The 25,522-nt window shown below is 36.0% G+C and carries 23 protein-coding genes; 10 read left to right on the forward strand and 13 right to left on the reverse strand.

What is annotated here, in order from left to right; all coding sequences use genetic code 11:
* The first annotated feature begins 175 nt into the window (after positions 1 to 175).
* The 4 genes from QA612_RS02275 (at position 176) to QA612_RS02290 (ending at position 4,542) form a co-directional block, all read left to right on the forward strand.
* Positions 176 to 622, forward strand: a complete 447-nt coding sequence (locus tag QA612_RS02275; RefSeq protein ID WP_278282133.1) for a FixH family protein — start codon at positions 176 to 178, stop codon at positions 620 to 622.
* Positions 623 to 810: 188 nt separating this feature from the next.
* Complete coding sequence (gene glpK, locus QA612_RS02280; RefSeq protein ID WP_278282134.1) at positions 811 to 2,307, forward strand: glycerol kinase GlpK; 1,497 nt, start codon at positions 811 to 813, stop codon at positions 2,305 to 2,307.
* A gap of 186 nt (positions 2,308 to 2,493) precedes the next feature.
* Positions 2,494 to 4,140: a glycerol-3-phosphate dehydrogenase/oxidase gene (locus QA612_RS02285; RefSeq protein WP_278282135.1), complete on the forward strand. Its 1,647-nt coding sequence runs from the start codon at positions 2,494 to 2,496 to the stop codon at positions 4,138 to 4,140.
* 195 nt (positions 4,141 to 4,335) lie between these two features.
* Entirely contained in the window at positions 4,336 to 4,542 is a 207-nt protein-coding gene (locus tag QA612_RS02290; protein ID WP_278282136.1) for an aspartyl-phosphate phosphatase Spo0E family protein, read from the forward strand.
* Between the two features lie 152 nt (positions 4,543 to 4,694).
* On the opposite strand, the gene QA612_RS02295 is transcribed toward QA612_RS02290, so the two are convergent.
* Complete coding sequence (locus tag QA612_RS02295; protein ID WP_278282137.1) at positions 4,695 to 5,573, reverse strand: DMT family transporter; 879 nt, start codon at positions 5,571 to 5,573, stop codon at positions 4,695 to 4,697.
* 170 nt (positions 5,574 to 5,743) lie between these two features.
* Between QA612_RS02295 and QA612_RS02300 the strand changes: the two genes are divergently transcribed.
* Positions 5,744 to 6,238: a cation:proton antiporter regulatory subunit gene (locus QA612_RS02300; RefSeq protein ID WP_278282138.1), complete on the forward strand. Its 495-nt coding sequence runs from the start codon at positions 5,744 to 5,746 to the stop codon at positions 6,236 to 6,238.
* Positions 6,239 to 7,408 (forward strand): cation:proton antiporter, encoded by a 1,170-nt coding sequence (locus tag QA612_RS02305; protein WP_347568854.1) that lies wholly within the window; start codon positions 6,239 to 6,241, stop codon positions 7,406 to 7,408.
* 734 nt (positions 7,409 to 8,142) lie between these two features.
* Here QA612_RS02305 and QA612_RS02310 read toward each other — a convergent pair.
* Positions 8,143 to 9,687: a peptide chain release factor 3 gene (locus QA612_RS02310; protein ID WP_278282139.1), complete on the reverse strand. Its 1,545-nt coding sequence runs from the start codon at positions 9,685 to 9,687 to the stop codon at positions 8,143 to 8,145.
* Between the two features lie 235 nt (positions 9,688 to 9,922).
* Here QA612_RS02310 and QA612_RS02315 point away from each other — a divergent pair, with 235 nt between their 5' ends.
* On the forward strand, positions 9,923 to 10,183 hold the full coding sequence (locus QA612_RS02315; RefSeq protein ID WP_278282140.1) for a hypothetical protein: 261 nt from the start codon (positions 9,923 to 9,925) through the stop codon (positions 10,181 to 10,183).
* A gap of 87 nt (positions 10,184 to 10,270) precedes the next feature.
* Positions 10,271 to 10,369 carry a YjcZ family sporulation protein gene (locus QA612_RS02320; protein ID WP_278282141.1) on the forward strand — a complete coding sequence of 33 codons (99 nt, stop codon included), beginning with the start codon at positions 10,271 to 10,273 and terminating at the stop codon, positions 10,367 to 10,369.
* A gap of 299 nt (positions 10,370 to 10,668) precedes the next feature.
* Here QA612_RS02320 and QA612_RS02325 read toward each other — a convergent pair whose 3' ends face one another.
* Positions 10,669 to 10,845, reverse strand: a complete 177-nt coding sequence (locus tag QA612_RS02325) for a hypothetical protein (RefSeq protein ID WP_278282142.1) — start codon at positions 10,843 to 10,845, stop codon at positions 10,669 to 10,671.
* 472 nt (positions 10,846 to 11,317) lie between these two features.
* On the opposite strand from QA612_RS02325, the gene QA612_RS02330 reads away from it, so the two are divergent.
* Positions 11,318 to 11,881 (forward strand): CBO0543 family protein, encoded by a 564-nt coding sequence (locus QA612_RS02330; protein ID WP_278282143.1) that lies wholly within the window; start codon positions 11,318 to 11,320, stop codon positions 11,879 to 11,881.
* Positions 11,882 to 11,921: 40 nt separating this feature from the next.
* Here QA612_RS02330 and leuD read toward each other — a convergent pair whose 3' ends face one another.
* From leuD to ilvE, 9 genes are all read right to left on the reverse strand, one after another.
* Positions 11,922 to 12,506, reverse strand: a complete 585-nt coding sequence (gene leuD / locus QA612_RS02335; RefSeq protein WP_278282144.1) for a 3-isopropylmalate dehydratase small subunit — start codon at positions 12,504 to 12,506, stop codon at positions 11,922 to 11,924.
* Positions 12,507 to 12,519: 13 nt separating this feature from the next.
* Positions 12,520 to 13,941 (reverse strand): 3-isopropylmalate dehydratase large subunit, encoded by a 1,422-nt coding sequence (gene leuC / locus QA612_RS02340; protein WP_278282145.1) that lies wholly within the window; start codon positions 13,939 to 13,941, stop codon positions 12,520 to 12,522.
* A 63-nt stretch (positions 13,942 to 14,004) separates the two neighbouring features.
* The gene (gene leuB / locus QA612_RS02345) at positions 14,005 to 15,096 is read right to left on the reverse strand and encodes a 3-isopropylmalate dehydrogenase (protein ID WP_278282146.1); all 1,092 of its coding nucleotides are present in this window, start codon (positions 15,094 to 15,096) and stop codon (positions 14,005 to 14,007) included.
* A gap of 41 nt (positions 15,097 to 15,137) precedes the next feature.
* Entirely contained in the window at positions 15,138 to 16,688 is a 1,551-nt protein-coding gene (locus QA612_RS02350) for a 2-isopropylmalate synthase (RefSeq protein WP_278282147.1), read from the reverse strand.
* A complete protein-coding gene (gene ilvC / locus QA612_RS02355) occupies positions 16,675 to 17,706 on the reverse strand; it encodes a ketol-acid reductoisomerase (RefSeq protein ID WP_278282148.1) in 1,032 nt (343 codons plus the stop codon). Before ilvC ends, QA612_RS02350 begins: the two co-directional genes overlap by 14 nt.
* A 72-nt stretch (positions 17,707 to 17,778) precedes the next feature.
* Positions 17,779 to 18,300: an acetolactate synthase small subunit gene (gene ilvN / locus QA612_RS02360; protein ID WP_278282149.1), complete on the reverse strand. Its 522-nt coding sequence runs from the start codon at positions 18,298 to 18,300 to the stop codon at positions 17,779 to 17,781.
* Positions 18,297 to 19,982 (reverse strand): acetolactate synthase large subunit, encoded by a 1,686-nt coding sequence (gene ilvB, locus QA612_RS02365; RefSeq protein ID WP_481804406.1) that lies wholly within the window; start codon positions 19,980 to 19,982, stop codon positions 18,297 to 18,299. The genes ilvN and ilvB overlap by 4 nt, the downstream gene beginning before the upstream one ends.
* A gap of 429 nt (positions 19,983 to 20,411) precedes the next feature.
* Positions 20,412 to 22,079: a dihydroxy-acid dehydratase gene (ilvD, locus tag QA612_RS02370; RefSeq protein WP_278282151.1), complete on the reverse strand. Its 1,668-nt coding sequence runs from the start codon at positions 22,077 to 22,079 to the stop codon at positions 20,412 to 20,414.
* 14 nt (positions 22,080 to 22,093) lie between these two features.
* Positions 22,094 to 23,002, reverse strand: a complete 909-nt coding sequence (gene ilvE / locus QA612_RS02375; protein ID WP_278282152.1) for a branched-chain-amino-acid transaminase — start codon at positions 23,000 to 23,002, stop codon at positions 22,094 to 22,096.
* A gap of 583 nt (positions 23,003 to 23,585) precedes the next feature.
* On the opposite strand from ilvE, the gene QA612_RS02380 reads away from it, so the two are divergent.
* A complete protein-coding gene (locus QA612_RS02380; protein WP_278282153.1) occupies positions 23,586 to 25,007 on the forward strand; it encodes a SpoVR family protein in 1,422 nt (473 codons plus the stop codon).
* 33 nt (positions 25,008 to 25,040) lie between these two features.
* Here the strand turns inward: QA612_RS02380 and QA612_RS02385 are convergent, their stop codons facing one another.
* The gene (locus QA612_RS02385) at positions 25,041 to 25,487 is read right to left on the reverse strand and encodes a hypothetical protein (protein ID WP_278282154.1); all 447 of its coding nucleotides are present in this window, start codon (positions 25,485 to 25,487) and stop codon (positions 25,041 to 25,043) included.
* Positions 25,488 to 25,522 lie beyond the last annotated feature (35 nt).

Consider the following 25,522-nt stretch of genomic DNA (forward strand, 5'->3'; position numbering starts at 1 on the left):
TATAGGTTATTTATTTCATAGTTACTGCGAAAACCAAATCACGGAAGCGGTATTCTTGCTCTTTGAGTACCAAACCTATTTAGTAATCTTCATGGATAAGAAGCAAAACATTTTTAAGAAAAGTTTATGATGGAATAATATTGTCTACCCTGTTGAATGGGAAGGGTGGACATATATGAATATGGGAGATAAGAAGATTGAACGAAAGTACTACCAACCAGCAAATTTAGGGAGCATATTAGTAATTTTTTTATGTGCTATTGCTGTATTAAACTTTTTACAAATCAATAATCCTAGCCAAGTAAATATGCAAGATAAATCGGACCAATGGCACGTGGAGGTCACGGCTAAGGAATTACCGATCACTTCAAATAGTCCTATTATCTTACAAACGGTTTTGATGACTAACGATGGAGGGTGGATCGAGGGGGCGAACATTAAAGCAACCCTTACAATGGATGGAGCAGAAAATAAGGAAATCCAATTTCAACATGTAGAGGATGGATTGTATGAGTATGCAACTCAAATGGGAGATTCAGGTACATGGTCTGGAGAATTAGAAGTGAAAAAAGACAATGGTATAATGACAAGGCCTTTAGAAATCGTCGTTGTTCCTAGATAAAAGACTTAAACAACTTACCCTAATCATAAAGGTAAGTTGTTTTTAGTATTATTTATTGTGTAGTAATAGCTAATGAAGGGTAGGAAGAAAATGAAATTGACCTTTTCATATGATATTCTAAAAGTATTAATTAATTTCCTGAATAAACCAATATGGAAAGTTCTATCATGCTTTTAGGGGGAGAGAGTATGGCAAAAAAATATGTCCTTGCAATTGATCAGGGAACAACTAGTACGAGAGCTATAATTTTTGATCATCAAGGGGAAATAATTGAAGTGGCACAGCAGGAATTCAAGCAATATTTTCCTAATCCTGGCTGGGTGGAGCATAATGCAAATGAAATTTGGTCATCTGTATTATCCGTTATTGCAGAGGTTTTGAATACATCTGAGATTTCCCCGAAGGAAATAGCTTCTATTGGAATAACGAATCAACGAGAAACGACGGTCGTGTGGGATATAGAGACAGGACAGCCAATCTATCATGCCATTGTTTGGCAATCCAGGCAAACAGATGGTATATGTGAGGATTTAAAAAAGAAAGGCTATGATAATGTATTCAGAGAAAAAACAGGATTATTAATTGATGCTTATTTTTCAGGAACAAAAGTTAAGTGGATACTAGATCATATTGATGGTGCAAGGGAAAAAGGAGAGCAAGGGAAGCTCCTTTTTGGCACAATTGATTCGTGGATTATTTGGAAGCTAACTGGTGGAAAAGTGCATGTGACAGATTATTCAAATGCTTCTAGAACGTTAATGTTTAATATACATGATTTAAAATGGGATGATGAGCTCTTATCTATTTTAGACATACCGGTAGCCATGCTTCCAGAGGTAAGGCCATCCTCTGAAGTTTATGGTAAAACGGTAGATTATCATTTTTTTGGTGTAGAAGTACCTATTGCTGGTGTAGCTGGAGATCAACAAGCTGCTTTATTCGGGCAAGCATGCTTTGAGAAAGGGATGGCTAAGAATACTTACGGAACAGGCTGTTTTATGCTAATGACAACAGGGGAGGAAGCTGTAAAGTCTAACCACGGCTTGTTAACTACTATTGCGTGGGGACTTGATGGCAAAATTCAATATGCGTTAGAAGGTAGTATATTTGTTGCAGGATCAGCAATACAGTGGCTTCGTGATGGATTAAGGATGCTTAAAAAAGCAGCTGATAGCGAAATATACGCAAACAGAGTTAGTTCATCTGATGGCGTGTATGTTGTACCTGCTTTTGTTGGACTAGGAACTCCATATTGGGATAGTGAAGTACGTGGAGCTATTTTTGGATTAACGAGAGGAACGGAAAAGGAACAATTTATCCGTGCAACTTTAGAGTCATTAGCGTTCCAAACAAAAGATGTTCTAGATGCAATGGAGGCCGATTCTAACATCTCTGTAAAGAAGCTAAGGGTTGATGGTGGAGCTGTTGCCAATAATTTTCTCATGCAATTTCAAAGTGACATACTTGATGTGCCTGTTCAACGTCCAGTCGTGCAAGAAACTACAGCACTTGGTGCTGCATATCTTGCTGGATTAGGAGTAGGCTTTTGGAAAGATCAGAATGAGATAGCAAAGCAATGGAAAATTGATCATACATTCCAATCAACGATGGAAAAACATGAACGTGATGATTTATATTCTGGTTGGAAGCTCGCAGTAAAAGCAGCTTCAGCATTTAAGCGGTAGCTAAATAAGAAATTAGTTTTAATTTCTTATCTGGCACATAAATTGGTTATATACAATTGATACAGGGTAAACACAAATATATTGTTTGATTCTAGTATATAAAACTACAATTCTCAATGAACAAAAGGAATATATTGTCCATTGTTTTGAGAGACTTGTAGTTTTTTGCATTTTTAGGGGGGAAACATGACAAAAATGAAACGTTTTTCTGCAGAATATAGAAGGCATTATTTAGAAGAGATGAGTGAAAAAGAATTAGATGTTTTAGTTATTGGGGGTGGAATTACAGGTGCTGGAATTATATTAGATGCATCCTCAAGGGGCTTAAAAACTGGTTTACTGGAAATGCAGGATTTTGCTAGTGGTACGTCAAGTAGGTCTACTAAACTGGTTCATGGAGGACTAAGATATTTAAAGCAGTTCGATATAAAGCTCGTTTCTGAAGTTGCAAAAGAACGTAAAGTGGTATATGAAAATGCTCCTCATGTAACGACACCAGTTCCTATGCTATTACCCATCATAAAGGGGGGAACATTTGGAAAAATCTCAACTTCAATTGGCTTAAAGGTGTATGATTATTTGGCAAAGGTTAAGAAAAAAGAAAAAAGAATAATGTTAAACAGGAAAGAAACCTTAAGAAGAGAACCATTATTAAGAAAAGAGGGTCTAAAGGGTTGCGGTGCTTACGTTGAATATCAAACTGATGATGCAAGATTAACGATTGAAGTGTTAAAGGAAGCAGTCAAAAGAGATGCAATTGCTGTCAATTATGCCAAGGTCGTTCAGTTTATATATAAAGAGTCTCAGGTGACTGGAGTAGTTGTCAAAGATGTCATTCATAATAAAGAATATAATATAAAAGCTAAAAAGATTATAAATGCCACAGGTCCGTGGGTGGATACACTTCGTGAAGAAGATCGTTCAAGGGATGGAAAAAGACTATTTTTATCGAAGGGAGTTCATATCGTTGTTGATAAACAGCGATTACCTTTGAAACATGCCATTTATTTTGATACGGAGCATGATGGTCGGATGCTCTTTGCAATTCCCCGTGATCATAAAGTATATATCGGTACTACAGATACAGCTTTTGATGGAGATATTGCAAACCCTAAAATGACTGAAGAAGACGTAAATTATTTATTAAATGCTGCAAATTATATTTTTCCCACTGCACAATTAACAAAGATAGATGTGGAATCAAGCTGGGCAGGTATTCGACCTCTAATACATGAGGAAGGGAAAAAAGCTTCTGAAATTTCTAGAAAAGATGAAGTATTTATTTCGCCATCAGGTCTTATCTCCATTGCTGGAGGAAAGCTTACTGGATATAGGAAAATGGCAGAAAAAATAGTTAATATGATTTGCAGAGACTTAGAACTTAGATCAATTTGCATAACAGAAAAATTACCGTTGTCAGGGGGGCATATTGGAGGATCTAACAAACTAGAGAAATATATTGAAGAGAAGGTAAAAGTAGGTGTGAAATATGGCCTAGATGAAACGGAGGCTTTAAGTCTAGTTAGGCGATACGGAGCGAATGTGGAAACTATTTTTAAGGAAATGAGGGGAAATAATAGAATTAGCATTAGACAATCCGCCATGCCAGACTCTTTATTTGCTTCTCTAAAGTATGGAATTGAAGAAGAAATGGTTACTTCACCAATAGATTTTTATAATCGGCGTACTGGTATCTTGCTTTTTAATATAAACGAAGTTAATAAGTATAAAGATGAGGTGTTAGATTATCTTTCCTATCGACTAAAATGGTCGGCAAGAGAAAAAGAGAAACATCGCCATTCGTTAGAGAAAGAGATGAATAGGACTTTATAGGACTTTAGAACTAAAAAGTGATAGAAAAAGTGAATAAATTTAAAAAAAGTATAATAAATATTAGGAAACTATTGTAATTTTTTTTCTTTTACATATAATAGTATTCATAGTATAAATAGTGATCTTAATTTCGGACAATTTTTATTTATACTGTTAATATAAAAATAGTAACTAAATGTAAAGTGAGTGAGTAATATGGGGATTCATTACTACTTAAAAGATCAAATGGAAACGAAGAGAAGTGAGATGATTCAATCTGCAAAAGTTCATGGATTGGCTTCACAAGAAACTGTACGTCACAGTCAAGAGCTTGACCATTTGATGAACCTTTACAGAAAATTAACAGTCAGAAAAAATACCTATACATCAAAAGTGTCAGAACCAATAGGCTATATGAATTAGAAATAATTCACCCTTGTCATCAGGCAAGGGTGTTTTTTTCTTTTGTTCGTGAATAGATAAAGAAGTTAATTTGAGAAAACTACTTCTTATATACAAAAAAAGCACGAATATGTTATTATTACCCATTGCTATTAAAGCTTAAACATTTTTAATTATTTCTTTGTAGAAAAGTATACTCCTATTAATACGACGACCCCACCTAGTAGTTGATGATAGCTAAAAATCTCCCCTAAAAAAATGATTGCAAGAATGGTTGTAAAGATTGGAACTAAATTGAAAAAGATTGATGCACGAGCTGGTCCTATAGCAGCAACACCTTTGTACCATGCTAACAATGCTAGTGCAGATGGAAAAATACCGATATAAGCAATCCCTAATAAAACGTTCCAATTGAATATGTTAGGAAAACCATACAAATACCATTCTATTGCTGACATTGGTAATAAAAAGAGAATTCCAATGAACATGGTAACAACTAAGCTAGCAACACTAGGGAATTTATGGTTGTGCTGTTTTATGATAATAGAGTAGAGAGCCCAAAATATAATCCCAATAAGCATAATAATATCGCCTATATTAAAGGAAAGAGATAATAGAACACCCAAAGATCCTCGACCAATGATGTATAAAATACCAGCAAAGGAAAGTCCAATTCCTATTAACTGAAGCTTTGTTAATGATTCCTTTAATAAAATAAACCCTAGTATTGCAGCAACTGTTGGGGTTAGAGCATCTACGATTGCTGCGTTAATGGAGGTTGTATAATTAACGGATAAATATAAGCAACCATTAAATAATACGATGCCACAAATGGATAGACCTAATAGGGGCTTCCATTCTTTTTTCCATAGAGGATGATTCAACATCACAGTTTTATAGCATAAGGGTAAAAGGAAGACTAATGCTGAAACAAAACGAAAAAGTGCGAGAGTGAACGGTGGAACCACTCCCTCGAAGGCTTTTCCAACGATAAAGTTACCAGAAAAAAATAGCATTGCCATTGTTAATAAAATATACGGATGAATTCGCAAAAAAACACCTCCACCGTCCATGAGTATAACATGGCTGTGGAGGAAGGAGAAAGTATTAGTATTGTTTTAGTTAATTCACTGGATTAAGTGAATTAAAATATTTTTCACATTAACTCTCATGGTATATACTTAAAATGATGTTAGTAATGGAGAGAAAGGAAGTTGTTATAGTGCAGGTTAAAGCAACAGATCTACCAGGAATCGGAAAGAAATTATCTTTTATTACAGCTGAAAATAATATGCTAGTATTAATTGTTCATCACACTGGAAAAAGAGAGTTATACTTCTTTCAAGACCAAGACAATGATGAAGCAGATTTTGCCATCAATTTATCTGCTGATGAAACGAGAGAATTAGGTGCACAATTGTTAGGAGCAGTTTTTCAGCCTGTAGATAGTGAAAAAATGAAGCTATTAAAAAGTCAAATCGTTACTGAATGGATAAAACTAGACAAAAATTCTAGTGTTGTTAATAAAACGATCGGAGAATCAGAAGTACGTAAAAAAACCGGTATCTCTATTGTTGGTATATTTAGAGATAACGATGTAATAGCAAGTCCAGACCCTTCTGAAATGTTAAAGGTTGGGGATACGGTTATGGCCATAGGAAAACAGGAGGATATTGCTCAATTTGAAAAGCTTTGTGAAGGTAAGGAGTCCTCTTAATTGGAAATTCAGCTACCGATCATGCTGAGTGCCGGAATCATCTTCCTCCTGATGTTTTTATTCGGGCTTTTCAGTTTGAAGTTTAAAATACCAGAAGTAATTATATATATATTATTAGGACTAGTTTTAGCATCATTCTTAGGGGATTCTTATCTTCTTCATTTAATCGGTGAAGTGGGAATAGTATTGTTATTTTTTATGCTAGGTATGGAGTTCCCAATTAAACAGCTATTGAAGGTATCGAAAAAAGTTACGCCTGCTGGGACATTAGACGTCCTGTTGAATATTGGGGTTACAATGGTCATTGTTTATTTATTTGGACTTGGTTTAATTGAATCACTATTGATTGGAGGAGTAGTATATGCAACCAGCTCATCCATAACAGCGAAGCTACTCGAAACGAATAAACGAATGGCAAACCCAGAATCTGAGTTTATTTTAGGATTACTTATTTTTGAAGATTTAGTAGCACCAGTTTTAGTGGCAATTTTGGTTGGTTTAACTGCAGGAACTGGAATGAATGCAGGAGCATTTACTATCTTAATTCTTAAAGTTGTACTGTTAACTGCAGGTGCAATTATTTTAGGTCAATTGTTATTCAAAAGACTTAGAGGATTCTTTGAAAGGTATTTAAGTTCTGATATTTTCATTATGTTTGTTATTGGAATCGCCCTAGCTTATGGTGGAATAGCACTTTATTTAGATTTATCAGAGGTATTAGGGGCATTTCTAGCTGGTATTATGATTGCTGAAGTTCGTAAAACTGAGCAGCTAGAGCATTTAATTGTTCCAATTCGGGACCTTACTCTTCCATTATTTTTCTTATGGTTCGGTACAACGATTGAATTTGGAACAGGCATTCCTTATGTAGGACTGTTAGTTACACTTATTATTTGGGCTATCATCGCTAAGATAATTGTTGGTATTGTTGGTGGTAGATTATATGGCTTAAGTAAAAAGGTATCAGTACGAGCAGGATTTTCATTAATACAACGGGGAGAATTTTCTATCATTATTGCTGCTTTAGCAACAACAGAAATCATGGTTTTTAGTAGTGTATTTATATTATCTACAGCAATAGTAGGTATTATCTTTTTCCAATTTGCACCCAAAACCGCAAACAAATTTTATCCTAATAAAAAACCACAAAAGGTAAAGCTACCAGGATAATAATCAAGATAGAATAGATAAGGCATTGCTTCTCAATAGGAGACAATGCCTTTTATTTAAAGATAAGTATAAAATTTTCACTCTACGTAAGGTGTCTAGGAGACAGGATGTCGATGATTTACTCTTTGCCCACAGGACGTGGGCTGTACTTAGGCGGAATTGAGGCGCCTTGCCTTTTCTTATATGTGGATACCTAATGCATTTCTTTTTAAGTTTGTCATATTATTTAACAGACTTTTTTGAAAACTTAGAGTCAAACAAGCCACAAAAGGTGTTAAATATATTATAATTTATAAAAAGCGGTGAGGTGTTATAAATGGCCATTATATATATATGTAGAATGTGTAATGGAACTGGTCTTGTAGAAAAAAAATATTGGTTTTTAACGAAGAGTATATCTTGCCGCATTTGTAAGGGATCAGGGAAAAGAAAATCAAAGAGTAACATTGTTTGTTAATTTACCTGCATGAGTTCTCTTCTGGCATTAGGTAGTAAAGCAAGGGGAAATAGGATGGACTCTTATCAAAATATTTCTTAATTTATTCTAAGGTTGCTTTAAATACCGAAACTCTAAATGAAACGACGAAGGTTATGTAGCAATTAGTTTTAGTTTTTCGAATAAGCTGTCCTACAAGGGAGTATAGAATTTCTCCTTGCCGGACAGCTTATTCATTTTTATCTATACTTAATAATGTTTGTTTAAAACTTACTCACTAATGAGTCAATAAATTGATTTACTCTAGAAGCTCCCAGCCTGTTGATAGCTTTATATCCGGGTTTTTGTCCTGGAACATCCGTAATGTAAATTCGTTTTCAAAAAGGAGTACAGGACGCTTCTGTTGATCATGTACAAGCATTTTTCGGCTATCAGTCATTCTATCAGTTACTTCCCCTTTTGTTACCCAACGAGCTAATTCATGGGTCATATGTTGAAATTCTATATCTACGTTATATTCATTTTTCATTCGGTATTCAAATACTTGGAATTGAAGTTCACCTACTGCACCGATAATAAAATCTTCAAAATATGGAGTTTTATATAACTGGATAGTACCTTCTTGTACTAATTGTTCCATTCCCTTATGATATTGTTTATGTTTTAGTGCATTTTTTGCTGTGATTTTTGCGAATTTCTCAGGTGGGAACTGTGGCATTTCTTCATAAATAAGGCGTTCGTTGCCAGTTACTAATGTATCTCCAACTTGAAAGTTTCCAGAGTCGTATAGGCCAATTATATCTCCTGGCATTGCAGTATCTACTGTTTCACGATCGGATGCAAAGAAAGAGTGAGACTGATTCAGCTTCATTTTCTTCCCGGTTCGAGAAAGCATTATCTCCATGCCACGTTCAAACTTTCCAGAACAGACTCGTAAAAAAGCGATTCTATCACGATGGTTTGGATTCATGTTAGCTTGAATTTTGAAAATGAATCCAGAAAATGTATTGCTTTCAGGTTGAACTAGCTCTCCTGACGCTTTTCGTGGCTGAGGTTCAGCAGCAAGTGTAACAAAATTATCTAAAAATGACTGAACGCCAAAGCTGGATAATGCACTTCCAAAAAATACAGGAGTTAATTGTCCACTTTGTACTTTTTCCATTGTAAACTCATTTCCTGCTTCCTCTAGTAGCATGGTATCTTCCTCTAGTTTTTCTTTTTCAAAATCTTGAAGGACGGTTTGTTCCTTGTAAGATACGATTTGTCGTTCGTGAGAGTCATTATATACTTCAATTTTTTCATCTGGAATACTATAAATTCCTTTTAAGGTTTTACCCATACCAATTGGCCAATTCATTGGATAAGTTTCCATTTCCAGAACTTCTTCAATTTCAGCTAATAGATCTAACGGTTCTTTTCCTTCGCGATCAAGCTTATTAATGAAAGTGAGAATGGGGATACCGCGCATACGGCAAACCTTAAATAGCTTTAAGGTTTGGGCTTCTATCCCTTTAACACTATCGATAACCATTACAGCAGTATCTACAGCGGTCAGTGTTCTATACGTATCTTCACTAAAATCTTGGTGACCTGGTGTATCTAATATGTTTATTTGAACATCATTATATATGAGCTGCATCACACTTGATGTTACAGAGATACCTCTTTGCTTTTCAATTTCCATCCAGTCAGATGTGGCATATTTCCCTGACTTTTTCCCTTTAACTGTTCCAGCACTTCTTATTCCTCCACCTAATAACAATAACTTTTCCGTTAATGTTGTTTTACCAGCGTCTGGGTGGGATATAATGGCAAACGTTCGTCTTGGTGTTTCGTTAGACATATAACATAACCCTTTCATTTTAAAAAGTGTACATTGCTCCAATTCCTCATTATATACAAATATAAGGAAAGAATCACTTATTTTTAAAAGTTTATTTAATATTATTTATCAATTCTTTATTTCCACCGAATTTATACTGATTATTTTGATTAATGTAGAGGTGTATAAATAAAGGAGGATTGTAGTTTGAGTGTTGTACAAAGAGGAATAAATAATGATAAAAGGAGGGTGTAACATGTCCTCATATAAATTGTGGTATATGTTAATGACTGGAATATTTCTAGTAGTTACCTCTGTTACAGTTTACTCTGTTTTTCAAAACGATGAGAGGGAATGGTCTTTTCCTACACATGTATTTGTAATAGCATTAGTATTTGCTGTATTAGGAATTATCGTATGGAAAAAAGGTCGAGAGCACTATCCTTACGCATATTTATTAGGATTATGCTCTTTATATGCCTTTGTCCTTGTTATTTTAACAATGATTCAGATGTGAAAAATAATAACCTCTTCCGTTTTGCCCACGCCAATCTGGTGAAAATGCATATGCTGTGTGTGAACCCATGAAAGGAGGCTTTCTCTCATGTCTCACGCACCAGCTACAGGTCTATTTGGAGGCTTTGCCTTCATCTTAGTTTTATTCATTTTGTTAGCGATTATTGGTAGCGCAGTGTATATGTAATAAAAAATAAAAGTCAGCCGGAGAGGCTGACTTTTATTTTTGCATATCTAATGTGAGCACTGTTAATAACCTATTGTTTGGGGAGACTTCCATTCAAGTGCATCTTGCACCATGGAGGATGAAAATTATACATCAAGGTGGTTCATTCGTTACAGGCGAACGCTTTCCGCGGGCACGGCCTCAACTTCCTAAAACTTACACAGTAAGCTTTAGGGGATTTTCGTCTAGGCGCTAATCCCGCTGGAGTCGTCACCCTTCACTACTGAACCAGTCTATTTTTAGGGTAGGTATTTTGGCAATCAGGATACTCCTTCTTCTGCAAAATGTAAATATTTTGTGAAATAAGCACCAAATAAGGTTAAAATCGTCGTCCCTGTCCAAAATACAATGCCGTTTAAAGGTAGGCCGACAATACCAACTAAAAAGTACAGGATTGGAATTAATAAAAAGCAAATAGCGGTTAACCAAGATTTCATTTAATTTACCTCCTTTCACCATAAATACTTTTTTATAATTATAGATAGTCGTCAGAGTGAATAGTGTCCTTATAAAAAATATATATTCGTTAAAGAAATGATTGATCGTTTACAACATATTTATGGTGCAAACAGTATTATGATGATTACTAATTCGATAATGGGTAGGGAAATCCTCCAGAATATTTAGAAAATAATAAAAATATTATGTGGAATGGATGACGAAAGGGGGATGTTGAAGTGAAAAGGAGTTTCCATTGGAAGAAATTTTTAATAATAGAAGGAGGAAGTAATCTAAAATTCTGAAGTAAGTACTATATTGTAAATGATTCTATTATAGGACCGAGGTAGATCATCAAAGCTATGTATGTGATTAACTGGATGGATATTCAATAAATAAATAGGCAATAATAATGTAGCTACACCAACACAGCTAGATTATATATTTATTTCAGAAAGAGAGATATTTTATATGGCTAACCCTAGTTTTGATGATATAAGAGAGGTACACCAAAAATTAGTGGAATTGAGATTGGAATACTGGATAAATGATAATTTATTTACTTTTCAGTGGTGGCTTCTACTTTTTTTACTGATTGGGCCTTGGATTATATGGTGGAAGGTTGTACATAAAGAGAGAATTTCTGAAGTATTATTATACGGATCTATTTTAATGGTTCTCGTCATTATATTAGATGATATTGGTGTTGAACTACATCTATGGTCATATCCATATCAATTATTTAGCTTATTACCTCGTCTCATCTCTATAGATCAAGGAATCATTATTGTACTACATATGGTGTTATATCAGTATTTTACTAAATGGAAATCCTTTATTATTTCTAATACTGTAATGGCATTAATTTTTGCTTTTATTTGTGAACCAATTACCGTGTGGTTAAATGTGTACCAAATAGATAATTGGGAATACATCTATTCATTTCCTATCTACATAGTCAAAGCGATATTAATAAAATGGTTAGTTGATGAAATAATCTTAAAAAAACAGTACGAAAACAAGAAAACACTTTGACTCTACCATAAAGGAGGTCAAAGTGTTTAATAAATTATGATTAGTTTTGAGCTGCTTCATATTGACTGATTTTATCTTCATGAGTCAATGTTACTGCAATCTCGTCCCATCCGTTGAGAAGCATTTCTTTATGGTATTCAGGTACATCAAAGGATACTTCAAAGCCAGTTGAATCCTTAATTGTTTGGTTTTCAAGGTTTACTGTTAATGTGTAATTTTCAGCTTCTGCTTTTTCGATAAGCTTTTCTGTCACTTCTTCAGGTTGAATAATTGCCAATATGCCATTTTTAAGACAGTTATTGTAAAAGATATCAGCATAACTAGGGGCTATAATTACTTTAAAACCAAAGTCTTGAATTGCCCACGGTGCATGCTCACGTGAAGAACCACAACCAAAGTTTTCACCAGCAACTAGTATTGATGCACCTTCATATTTTTTATCGTTTAAAGAGAAGTTTTCTCTAGGTGTCCCATCATCCTCAAAGCGCCAGTTATAGAATAGGAATTGCCCGAAGCCTTGACGTTCAATTCTCTTTAAAAATTGTTTAGGAATAATTTGGTCTGTATCAATATTTGCTCGATTTAAAGGATAAACGAGACCTTCATGTTTTCTAATCGGTTCCATAATGTGTTACCTCCTATGACGAAAGAGTAGGTGCAGAGTATTTTCGAACATCAACAAATTGTCCTTCGATAGCAGCAGCCGCTGCCATTTCTGGACTAACTAGATGCGTACGTGCGCCATTACCTTGACGTCCTTCAAAATTTCGGTTCGAAGTAGAGGCACAACGTTCTCCTGAAGGAATAATGTCATCGTTCATGGCTAAACACATACTACATCCAGCTTCTCTCCATTGGAATCCAGCTTCTTTAAAGATAGTATCTAAGCCTTCTTCTTCAGCACGAAGCTTGATTGTTTGTGATCCTGGTACTACGAGAGCTGTAACAGATGGATTTACTTTTTTACCACGGACAATGTTTGCAGCTCTTCTTAAATCACTTAGCCGTGAGTTTGTACAGGAGCCGATAAATACATGGTCAATTTTTACAGAAGAGATAGGTTGATCTGCTTCAAGCCCCATATACTCTAAGGCACGTTCAATTTCTTCTCTTTCCACTGCTGTTTTAGCTGTATTTGGGCTAGGTACGTTTGCACTAATAGGTAGCCCCATACCAGGGTTTATCCCCCATGTTACTTGAGGTTCTACTTCAGCTGCTTCGATTTCTACCGTTGCATCGTACGTAGCACCTTCATCTGTTGCTAAAGCCTTCCACTTTTCTAAAGCTATATCAAAATCTTCACCTGCCGGAGCATGGCGTCTACCTTTAATGTATTCGAATGTTTTTTCATCAGGACTTATTAATCCAGCTCGGGCACCGGCTTCAATAGACATGTTACAAACTGTCATTCTTTCTTCCACAGTTAAGTTTCTAATTGCTTCTCCTGTGTATTCGATAACATATCCAGTTCCAAATCGGACACCGAATTTAGCAATAATAGCTAAAATTAAGTCTTTTGCCGTTACGCCTACACCAAGGTCACCATTTACTTTTACGTTAAGTGTTTTAGGTTTGTTTTGCCAAAGTGTTTGTGTTGCAAGCACGTGCTCCACTTCACTTGTACCGATACCGAATGCTAATGCACCAAAAGCACCATGAGTAGAAGTGTGGCTATCTCCACATACGATTGTTTTTCCTGGCTGTGTAAGTCCAAGCTCAGGTCCAATAACGTGGACGATACCTTGATCAGGATGGCCAATATCTGCTAATGGAACATTAAATTCTTCACAGTTTGCTTTTAGCGTATCGATTTGTTTTTTTGAAACAGGATCTTTAATAAAATAACGATCTAACGTAGGTACGTTGTGATCCATTGTTGCGAATGTTTTCTCTGGTTGTCTAACTTTACGGTTGTTCATTCTTAGACCCTCAAATGCTTGTGGAGAGGTAACTTCATGAACGAGGTGTAAATCAATATATAATAGATCAGGCTTACCTTCTTCTTGATGGACAACATGTTGATCCCAAATTTTTTCTACTATTGTTTTTGGTTGTGACATACGCTTCACTCCTCACATTACACTCTTTTAATTTTGATCTTCAAATGGCGTAAAAAAAGTATCTTAAACTTTTGAAGTACTTTGAGCCTTTATGAAGTCAACAATAAGCTTTGTCATTGTATCTGTATTTACTTTTTTTCCTTCACCTAAAAGGTTCAGGTCTGCAGTATGATAACCCTCTTCAAGGACTGCTTGTACGGCAGATTCTACTAGTTTTGATTCTTTATCTAGCTCAAATGAGTGCTTTAACATAAGAGCAGTAGATAAAATCATGGCAAGTGGATTGGCAACTCCTTGTCCAGCAATGTCTGGTGCTGAACCATGGACAGGTTCATATAATCCAAAGCTATCATCTCTTAAGCTAGCAGAAGGTAGCATACCTAGAGATCCAGTTAAAACAGATGCTTCATCACTTAAAATGTCACCAAACATGTTCTCAGTAACAATGACATCAAATTGAGTTGGTGCAGTAATGAGTTTCATGGCTGTTGCATCTACTAGCATGTGCTCAACCGTTACATCTGGATAATCACCTTTTTTCTCCTCAACAACTTCACGCCATAATTTACTAGACTCAAGAACATTTGCTTTATCTACAGAAGTAAGGTGTTTACGGCGACGCTGTGCACACTTAAAGGCATTGTCAACAATACGTTCAATTTCTTCTCGTGTATATGCTAATGTATCAACAACGGATTGACCATCGTTTTGGCGTTCACTTGGAGTACCAAAGTAAAGACCACCAGTTAATTCTCTTACTATGAGAAGGTCGCTTCCTTTTACTACTTCTTCCTTTAATGGAGAGGCATGTAGTAATTGAGAGAACCCTTTTACTGGTCGTAAATTTGCGAATAATCCAAGTTCTTTTCGAATTCCTAGTAATCCTTTTTCAGGGCGAAGATGGGATGGGTTGTTATCCCATTTCGGTCCACCAACTGCACCTAATAATACTGCATCTGCTTTTTTACATGCCTCGACTGTTTCATTAGGAAGTGGAGTACCGTTTTTATCGATAGATGTTCCACCAATGTCATGAGTACTAAATGTGAATGTATGGTTAAATTCCTCTGCAATTGTTGTTAATACTTCTTTTGCAGCTTGAATAACTTCCGTACCAATACCGTCACCAGGAAGTAACACGATTTGTTTTTCCATAGAAGATACCTCCTCGTATAATTTAATATTAAATATAGTTTTTATAGCTGTGCTGTTTCTTTTTCTTTTTCCTCTAATTTTTTGTTAAAGAAAACTCGGTTTACTGCATTTAAAAATGCTTTTGCAGATGCTTCTAAAACGTCTTGAGCAGACCCTCGACCACTTACTGTCGTATCATTTACAGTCATTTTTATATGAGCTTGAGCAAGAGCATCACGTCCTTGCCCAATAGAGCTTAAATGATAATCTGTTAAATGGATCTTCTCTTTAATTAATGATTCTAACGTATTATAAAGAGCTTCGACACTACCTTTACCTGTACAAGCTGTTTCTACTTGAATTCCTTCAGGTGTTTTAAGTGCCACTGTTGCAGTAGGAATATTAGAAGAACCATATTGTACTTGGAAGGATAATAATTCATATTTTTTCACATTTTGTATGTCTGTTTGAATTTCCGTTAAAATAGTGAATAGGTCATCATCTGTTACTTCTTTTTTACTGTCTGTTAGTAATTTAAAAGCTTTAAAGGCTTCAGTTACCTTTTCATCAGAAAATTGATAACCTAGCTGTTCAATTTTATCTTTAAATGCATGGCGACCAGAATGCTTACCTAAAACAAGATTGTTAGATTGCACCCCAACTAATTCTGGTGTAATAATTTCATACGTAGACGCATTCTTTAAAATACCATCTTGATGGATACCTGATTCGTGTGCAAAAGCATTTCGACCAACAACAGCTTTATTTGCAGGTACTGGCATTCCTGTTAATTTACTAACAAGGTCACTCGTTCGTTTGATCTCATTAAGAACAAGGTTTGTAGTAAAAGGATACACATTATTTCGAATATTTAAAGCAACCGCAAATTCTTCTAAAGAAGCATTACCAGCTCGTTCTCCAATACCATTAATCGTACCTTCTACTTGCGTAGCGCCGTTATTAATGGCTGCCATCGTATTGGCAACTGCCATCCCTAAGTCATCATGGCAATGGGCAGAAAGGACAACTTTATCAATATTCGGAACATTCTCTCTAACATACTTAAACATGTATCCATATTCTTCAGGAGTAGAATATCCTACTGTATCAGGAAGGTTAATGACAGTGGCTCCTGCGTCAATAACCTTTTCGATAATATGAACGAGAAAATCTAAATCAGTGCGAGAGGCATCCTCAGCAGACCATTCTACATTAGGAAACTTCTTTCTTGCATAAGAGATCATGTCTTCAGCTATTTGAACGACTTGTTCAGGTGTCTTTTTTAATTTATACGTCATATGAATTGGGGATGTTGCTAAAAAAATGTGTAGACTCGGTTCTTGTGCTTCTTTTAAAGCTTCCCAAGAGATATCAATGTCTGATTTTTTTGCTCTTGAAAGAGCAGTTACAGAAGCATTTTTAATTGTTCTTGCAATATTTCGAACACCTTCAAAGTCTCCTTGGGAGGAGGCTGGAAAACCAGCCTCCATAATATCTACACCGAAACGTTCTAATTGTTTAGCTATTTCAAGCTTTTCAAGTTGATTTAGGTTAACGCCAGGGGATTGCTCACCATCTCTGAGTGTTGTATCAAAGATGTTAATTCGTTGCATTAGTGACCACTTCTTTCTTTGAGTTGACCTGTTTTTTTACAAATGGCATTAACTCACGAAGCTCTTTACCTACCTTTTCAATTTGATGTTTATTTTCATTTGCATTAATTGCGTTAAATTGAGGGCGATTAGCTTGGTTTTCAAGGATCCATCCATGAGCAAATTTCCCAGTTTGAATATCTGTAAGTACGTCTTTCATACGAGCTTTCGTTTCTTCGTTTACTACTCTAGGACCTGATACGAAATCACCCCATTGTGCTGTGTCAGAGATGGAGTAGCGCATTCCTTCAAGACCACCTTCATACATAAGGTCTACGATTAGCTTTAATTCATGTAAACATTCAAAGTAAGCAACTTCCGGTTGATAGCCTGCTTCTGTAAGAGTTTCGAAACCAGCTTTTACAAGAGCTGATAAACCACCACATAATACTGCTTGCTCTCCGAAAAGATCTGTTTCTGTTTCTTCTTGGAAAGTTGTTTCTAAAATTCCAGCACGACCTGCACCTACACCTTTAGCATAAGCTAAAGCAAGCTCTTTTGCTGACCCAGTTGAATCTTGGTATACAGCGTATAAAGCTGGAACACCAGCACCTTCTTCAAATGTACGACGAACTAGGTGACCAGGACCTTTTGGTGCAACTAAGAAAACATCAACATCTGCTGGAGGAACGATTTGTGTAAAATGAATGTTAAAGCCATGGGCAAAAACTAATGCATTACCTGCTTGTAAATTAGGTTTAATGCTCTCTTCGTAAATTTTAGGTTGATATTCGTCTGGTAGTAATACCATAACTACGTCTGCTTGAGCTGTTGCATCAGCAACGCTTAGTACTTGTAGACCATCTTCAACTGCTTTATCCCAAGATTTCCCTGGTCTTAACCCTACAATTACGTCAAAACCACTTTCTTTTAAATTAAGGGCATGGGCATGACCTTGTGATCCGTAACCAATAATTGCAATCTTTTTACCTTTTAAAACCTCTTCTTGAATATTGTTGTTATAAAGAACTTTAGTCATTATGAACATCCTCTCTCTTTTTTCCAATTTTATTTATGATAAGAATTTTTAAATTCTTTATCTAGCAAATAGTTATTTTAATAAAGAAAAACTAGCTAATTCACTTGCTTGAGGCTGGTGACCTCGTAAAAATGCTGTTAATCCTGTACGGGCTAGCTCTTTTATTCCGTATGGTCGAAGGAGATCGATTAACGCTTCAATTTTATCTGGTTTTCCAGTTACTTGGATTGCTAAACTATCCTTGCTTACATCAATGATGGAAGCTCTGAAAGGTTCAATAATCCCTTGAATTTCACTTCTTAATTGGCTTGTTGAAACAACTTTTATTAATGCCAATTCTCTAGCCACAATAGCTTTATCTGTTATGTCAGAAACTTTTAAAACGTCAATTTGTTTATTTAATTGCTTTGTTAATTGTTCTAGCTTTTGATTGTCTTCAACATCTACAACTAATGTCATCTTAGAAATGCCGTCTGATTCCGTTCGTCCTACAGATATGCTATCAATGTTAAATTGACGCTTTTGCATTAATCCCGTTACTCGGTTTAATACCCCACTGCGGTTTTGAACTACAGCCGTAATAATTCGTTTCATGGTTTCACCCCTATCATTTCATGAAGTCCTTTACCTGGTGCAATCATTGGATATACATTTTCTTGTTGTAACACACGACAGTCTAACACCATTGGTCCGTCGTAAGCGAAAACTTCAGGAAGGACATTGATAAGATCTTCTTGTGTCTCTATTTTCATCCCCTTAATATCATAACTATCAGCGAGCTTTACAAAATCTGGTTGAACGCTTAATAGGGACTCTGAATAACGTTTATCATAGAATGACTCTTGCCATTGTCTTACCATACCTAAAGCACCATTGTTAACAATAATCACCTTTACAGGTAAACCTCTCTCTTGAAGTACGGATAGTTCCTGTAAAGTCATTTGGAAGCCACCGTCACCAACGACAGCTACAACAGTGGAATCTGGTTCAGCTAGCTGAGCACCAATAGCAGCAGGAAAGCCGAAGCCCATCGTACCTAAACCACCGGATGTAACCCATCTATTAGGTTTATTAAACGTATAGTATTGAGCAGCCCACATTTGATGCTGTCCAACATCTGTTGTAATAATCGCTTCTCCTTTAGTAACTTTATGAACAGCTTCCATAACCCATTGAGGAATCATTTCACTTTGTGGGTTGTTATACCATAAAGGATAATCAACCTTTCTTGCATTAAGTGTGTTATGCCATTCATAGTGGTTCGGTGATTCCTTCGCATGATTAACAAGTTGTATTAAAGCTTCATTCGCGTCTGCAACAATTGGTATTTGAGTTGATACATTTTTTCCGATTTCTGCAGGATCAATATCAATGTGTGCAACAGTTGCGTTTGGAGCAAAGTGTTGTAAATTACCTGTAAGACGGTCATCAAATCGTGCACCAATATTAATCAATAGGTCACATTCGTAAAGTGCCATATTAGCTGTATACGTGCCATGCATACCTGCCATCCCTAGGGACAATTTATGGTTACCAGGGAAGCTACCCAATCCAAGCAAAGTTGTTGTAACTGGAAGATCATGCTTTTCAGCAAAGCCAATTAAATTTTCAGTGGCTTTAGCGAACAATACTCCAGCACCTGCGAGAATAATAGGCTTCTCAGATTTAGCAATTGCATCTGAAAGCTTTTTAATTTGTAAAGGACTAGGCTTTGTTGTAGGCTGATAACCTGGTAAATGGAAGCTGTTATCATACGTGTCTTCACAAGGGTTAGCAGAAATGTCCTTTGGTATATCAACAACGACAGGGCCCGGACGACCAGTTGAAGCAATATGGAATGCTTCTTTTACGATTCTAGGTAGATCACTAATTGATTGAACTTGATAATTTTGCTTCGTAATTGGAGTAGTTAACCCCATTACATCCGCTTCTTGGAAAGCATCTGTACCAATAACACCACGAGCTACTTGACCAGTAAAAACAACTAACGGTAAGGAATCCATCATTGCATCTGCAATTCCTGTTATAAGGTTTGTTGCTCCAGGACCTGAAGTGGCAATGACTACCCCAGGTTTTCCTGAAACACGAGCATAGCCTTCTGCAGCATGAATGGCTCCTTGTTCATGTCTTGTGAGAATGTGTTGAAACGAATCTTTAGCTCTATATAGAGCATCGTAAATAGGTAAAACTGCCCCTCCTGGATACCCAAAAATTGTTTCAACTTTCTCTTCAATCAACGTCTGTACGAGCAGATCAGCACCAGTCTTCGGCTTCATGTCAGTGTTCTGTGTCGGTTTTGCTTCTACCTTCACCTTATATTCCTCCTAAAGATAAATATTTATATTAGCTTGCATTGTAATTTGATGAGTAAAATAATAAAAAGGCCTGTTTCTCCCAAATAACCCACACGTATGTGAAGTTTTTCGGGGAGAAAAGACCTTTCTTTTCTCGGTACCACCCGGATTCACAGTATTTTTACAAATACTGCCTCGTGAGGCTCATTCACGAAACGAAAGAATAGCCTCTTTTGGTAACAGGTGCTAAGTAACACCTGATTAAGCCTACTGAGAAATGACCGTTCAGCTTAACACTCAGGGATGATGTCAGAATAAGGTGTATTTCCGGGCTTCCAGCAACCCCGGCTCTCTGTGAATACTAGAACTTATTCCTTTATTCCCGTCATCGTTTTCTTATATTTTAACTTTTTATATTTTCATTACTCCACCTGTATTTGCAGAGGTTACTAACTTAGAATACCTAGCTAAGTAGCCTTTTTTAATTTTTGGTTCAGGCTTCGTCCATTCTTCCTGACGTTTCTTTAGTTCTTCTTCTTCAACGAGAAGTTCGATGGATCGTGTTGGTAAGTCAATTAAAATAGGATCACCATTTTTAACAAAGGCGATTGGTCCACCTTCCGCCGCTTCTGGGGAAATATGACCGATAGATATTCCACGACTAGCTCCAGAGAAACGTCCATCTGTGATAAGGGCAACCTCTTTATCCAGTCCGCGACCTGCAATGGCAGATGTAGGAGCTAGCATTTCCGGCATTCCTGGTCCACCTTTTGGACCTTCATAGCGTATAACGACTACATGACCTGATTGAACAGTACCATCGTATATTCCAGCCTGAGCTTCTTCCTGAGATTCAAAAACGATTGCTTCCCCTAAAAACTTTTTGATAGAAGGATCTACAGCACCAACTTTAATTACCCCTCCATTTGGAGCTAAATTTCCGTGTAGGATAGATAAGCCTCCTACTGGACTATATGGGTTATCTTTCGTGCGGATAACTTCTTCATTTAAAATTTTTGCATCTTTTACTGTTTCTGAAATTGATTTACCAGTTATAGTAATACGATCCTTATGAATCAAGCCATCTATTTTACATAATTCGTTAATGATGGCGCTAACTCCTCCTGCTAAATGAACATCGTGCATGGAATAATCAGATGCAGGACTTATTTTAGAAAGATAAGGAACTTTTTCAGCAATACGATTTATTTCATGTAAGTCATATTCGATTTCTGCTTCATGTGCAATAGCTAATGTATGAAGAACAGTATTTGTAGAACCGCCCATTGCCATATCTAGTGCAAAGGCATTATCAATTGTTTCCTTTGTTAAAATATCACGCGGTTTTATATCTTGTTTTACTAATTCCATTAAATGATTTGCAGCTTCTTTTATTAAACGGTGTCTTTCATCAGATGTTGCTACCATCGTGCCGTTTCCAGGTACTGTTAAGCCTAACATTTCCATTAGTGAATTCATAGAATTCGCTGTAAACATACCTGAGCATGACCCACACGTAGGGCAAGCGGATGTTTCTAAAGCTTTTAGCTCGGCCTCGGACATTGACCCTTGATGATAAGCACCAACTCCTTCAAAAACAGATACGAGAGATAGGTTTTGACCTGTTTCAGAAACTCCTGCTTCCATTGGACCACCTGATACAAAAACGGATGGTACATTCGTTCTAGCCGCTGCCATTAACATACCTGGAGTTATTTTGTCACAGTTTGGAATGTAAAACACTCCATCAAACCAGTGAGCATTAATCACTGTTTCTGCACTATCAGCAATGATTTCACGGCTTGGAAGGGAATACCGCATACCAATATGTCCCATTGCAATGCCGTCATCTACCCCAATTGTATTAAATTCAAATGGAATGCCTCCAGCTTCTCTAATTGCTTCTTTGACAACCTCTGCGAAACGATTAAGGTGCATATGCCCTGGTATAATATCAATGTATGAATTACAAACACCGATAAACGGTTTCTCAAGATCTCTTGTTTTGACTCCTGCTGCGTGTAATAGACTTCGATGTGGAGCTCGGTCTATTCCTTTTTTTATCATATCGCTACGCATTGTTGACGTCCCCCTTAACTTACTTCAGCTTGATTTGCTGATGATGAGTAGCATTGAACCCCATCAGTAGTTACAATTTTTCTAAATTCTTTTAATAAATGATTTGTAATTTCTCCTGGCTTTCCATTACTAATTATACGATTGTCGACCTTCACAACGGCAATAACTTCTGCAGCAGTTCCTGTTAAGAATACTTCATCTGCTACATAAACATCGTGTCGTGTAAAGGGATCTTCTTTTAGTTCGTAACCGAGTGTCTTTGCAATATCTATAATTGCATTTCGCGTTATTCCTTCGAGTGCCCCTAAATAAACGGGGGGAGTGTACAACACACCATTTTTTACAATAAATATATTGTCAGCTGAGCCTTCAGTTACATACCCTTGGTCATTTAGCATTAATGCTTCATCAGCTCCAGCTTGATTAGCTTCTAGTTTAACAAGAATGTTATTTAAATAATTTAATGATTTTATTTGAGGACTTAATACATCTGGGCGATTACGTCTACTAGCAACTGAAGCAACATTTAGCCCTCGTTCATATAATTCTTTTGGAAAGAGAGCAAGTTCTTCAGCAATCACGATAAGTCCTGGCTTAGAACAGGACTTTGGATCAAGTCCAAGGTTCCCAGTGCCACGTGAGACAACAACACGGATATAAGCACTTTTTAACTGGTTCTTTTGTACAGTATCTATAATAATCTGCTGAAGTTCCTCCTTCGTGTATGGAATCTCTAGCATGATAGACTGTGCGGATTCAAATAGACGCTGAAGGTGTTCATTAAGTCTGAAAATATTTCCACTGTATACTCGAATACCTTCAAATACTCCGTCTCCATATAAGAACCCATGATCGAAAACGGAAACGACAGCTTCTTCTTTCTTTACAAATTTGTCGCTTAAAAATATCCATTGATTGCTCATACGTTACACTCCTTCCTTTAAAGTTTTTGATTGTTTTAAAGTATTAAAGTCAACTTGTTAAATAATAGCCTAAGTCCATTTTCTCCTATTTTGACGAAAATGGACAGAGGCTTTTATCCATTTTAAAAAATTAGTAGAACTAAATAGTTTGAAGTTTTAAATAATTATTATATTGACGACAATATTACAATCAATTAAAGGTAAGGTCAACAGTATTATGGTAAATTTTCTGACAGTTATGATAATTTAGGCCTATTGTAAACGTTTACATCCTTGTGTAATAAGGGAAAAAAGAAATCGAAAAAAATGAATTGTAAATTTTTTTGAAGCGCTTACAATAATGAACTCTAATCAAACAAATGCCTACTGCCAGTTGAAGTTTGGTGTGTTAATGTATTAATTTACCATCACAAGAATTACATTCCATATATATTACTCATTGAATGTGAAAGTAGTTGTCGATCTGCCAAACACTCTTATCATTAATCTTTTCATCAATAATTATAATGAGATTGATGTTTTTTTCATCATCTTCGTCGCTTGTTCATAAACTGTGATAACACATCAATTAGGGGGCGAAGGGATGACAACAGAATCAAAAGAGCTAGTGAAGGCGATTGAAGAGATTACAGAAATAGCAGAGGGGTTCGGTTTGGATTTTTATGAAATGAGATATGAAATATGCCCAGCTGATATTATTTATACTTTTGGAGCATATGGAATGCCGACTCGTTTTTCCCACTGGAGTTTTGGAAAACAATTTCATAAGATGAAACTTCAATATGATTTAGGGCTAAGTAAAATATATGAGTTAGTCATTAACTCTGATCCATGCTATGCCTTTCTATTAAATACGAATTCTATGATACAAAATAAATTAATTATAGCTCACGTTTTAGCGCATTGCGATTTTTTCAAAAATAATGCTCGTTTCTCAAATACAAGACGAGATATGGTTGAAAGTATGACGGCAACGGCAGAACGAGTTGCTCATTATGAAATGGTTCATGGAAGACAAGAAGTGGAAGAGTTTCTAGATGCAGTGTTAGCTATTCAGGAGCATATTGATCCTAGTTTAGTTAGACCTAAACTTTCTTGGTCAGTAGAAGATGTGTGGCAGGATGTGGATGAGGAAGATGATGTGAAAGAAACACCTTTTGATGATTTATGGTCATTAGATGATAAGAAGGAACGAAAAACTAGATCATCAAAGAAAAAGAAGAAACTTCCTCCACAACCAGAAAAAGATATTCTTTTATTTATAGAAGAATATAGTAGGGAACTAGAAGATTGGCAACGAGATATATTAACAATGATGCGGGAAGAAATGCTCTATTTTTGGCCACAGCTTGAAACAAAAATTATGAATGAAGGCTGGGCGTCCTATTGGCATCAACGAATAATTCGAGAAATGGAATTAACGTCAGATGATGCTATTGAATTTGCTAAGCTAAATGCTGGTGTTGTTCAGCCTTCAAAAACTCAAATCAATCCTTACTATGTTGGTTTAAAAATATTTGAGGATATAGAAGAGAGATACAATAATCCATCTGACGAGATGAAAGAACGTCAAGGTGTTCAACCAAATAGTGGTAGAGAAAAATTATTTGAAGTTCGTGAAATTGAGTCGGACATTTCCTTTATTAGAAATTATTTGACGAAGGATTTAGTTATGCGTGAGGATATGTATTTATTTCAGAAAAAAGGAAGAGAATATAAGATTGTCGATAAGGAATGGGAAAATGTTCGTGATCAACTAATAAGTAGTCGAGTTAATGGAGGATTTCCATATATCGTTGTTAAAGACGGAGACTATTTAAAGAATGGAGAATTGTATTTAACCCATGAGTATGAAGGCATTGAACTTGATTCTCAATATCTTGAAAAAACATTACCTTATATTTATCAGCTTTGGGGGCGACCAGTTCATATGGAAACGGTCCTTACTGATCGTAAAATTGTATTTACTTATGATGGTAGAAAAATTCATAAAAGGTATGTGTAGAGGAGGAAAGAGCTGGTCCATTGTTAGAATGGATCAGCTTTTTGCTAATAGCCTTTTTAATATAATTCCTACGATTAAACCAGGAATAACAAACAGCATGGGTAGCCACATGGGTCCTAATATATGACCAAATATTTTAAGCTTAGAGGAATATATCAAACCTACCGTAACGAAATATGCTGAAAATACAAAGGGCAAGGAAGCATATCGGCTTTTTCCCCCTCCTGCATCTTTGTATGCATCCCACATAGCGAAGAAATACAAACAAGGGTAAAACATTAACCATAAATAATTTGTACTAAGAACTGCCATTTCGATATCGCCATGAAAGCTATAGATAATTATTTCGTTGAAATTTGCTTGAACATTTATAAAAATTTCTAAAAATACAAATATAAATCCTTTTATATATTTTCCATTTAATATTTGTCCGAAACCAGGCAGTGCGATGCTCCAAAATAACGCTTCTTTTGAGTTCACATAATTTGCTCCCCTTATGTAGTTCTTTTTATGTA

Source organism: Evansella sp. AB-P1 (genome assembly GCF_029688925.1).
Taxonomy (GTDB): Bacteria; Bacillota; Bacilli; order Bacillales; family Salisediminibacteriaceae; genus Evansella.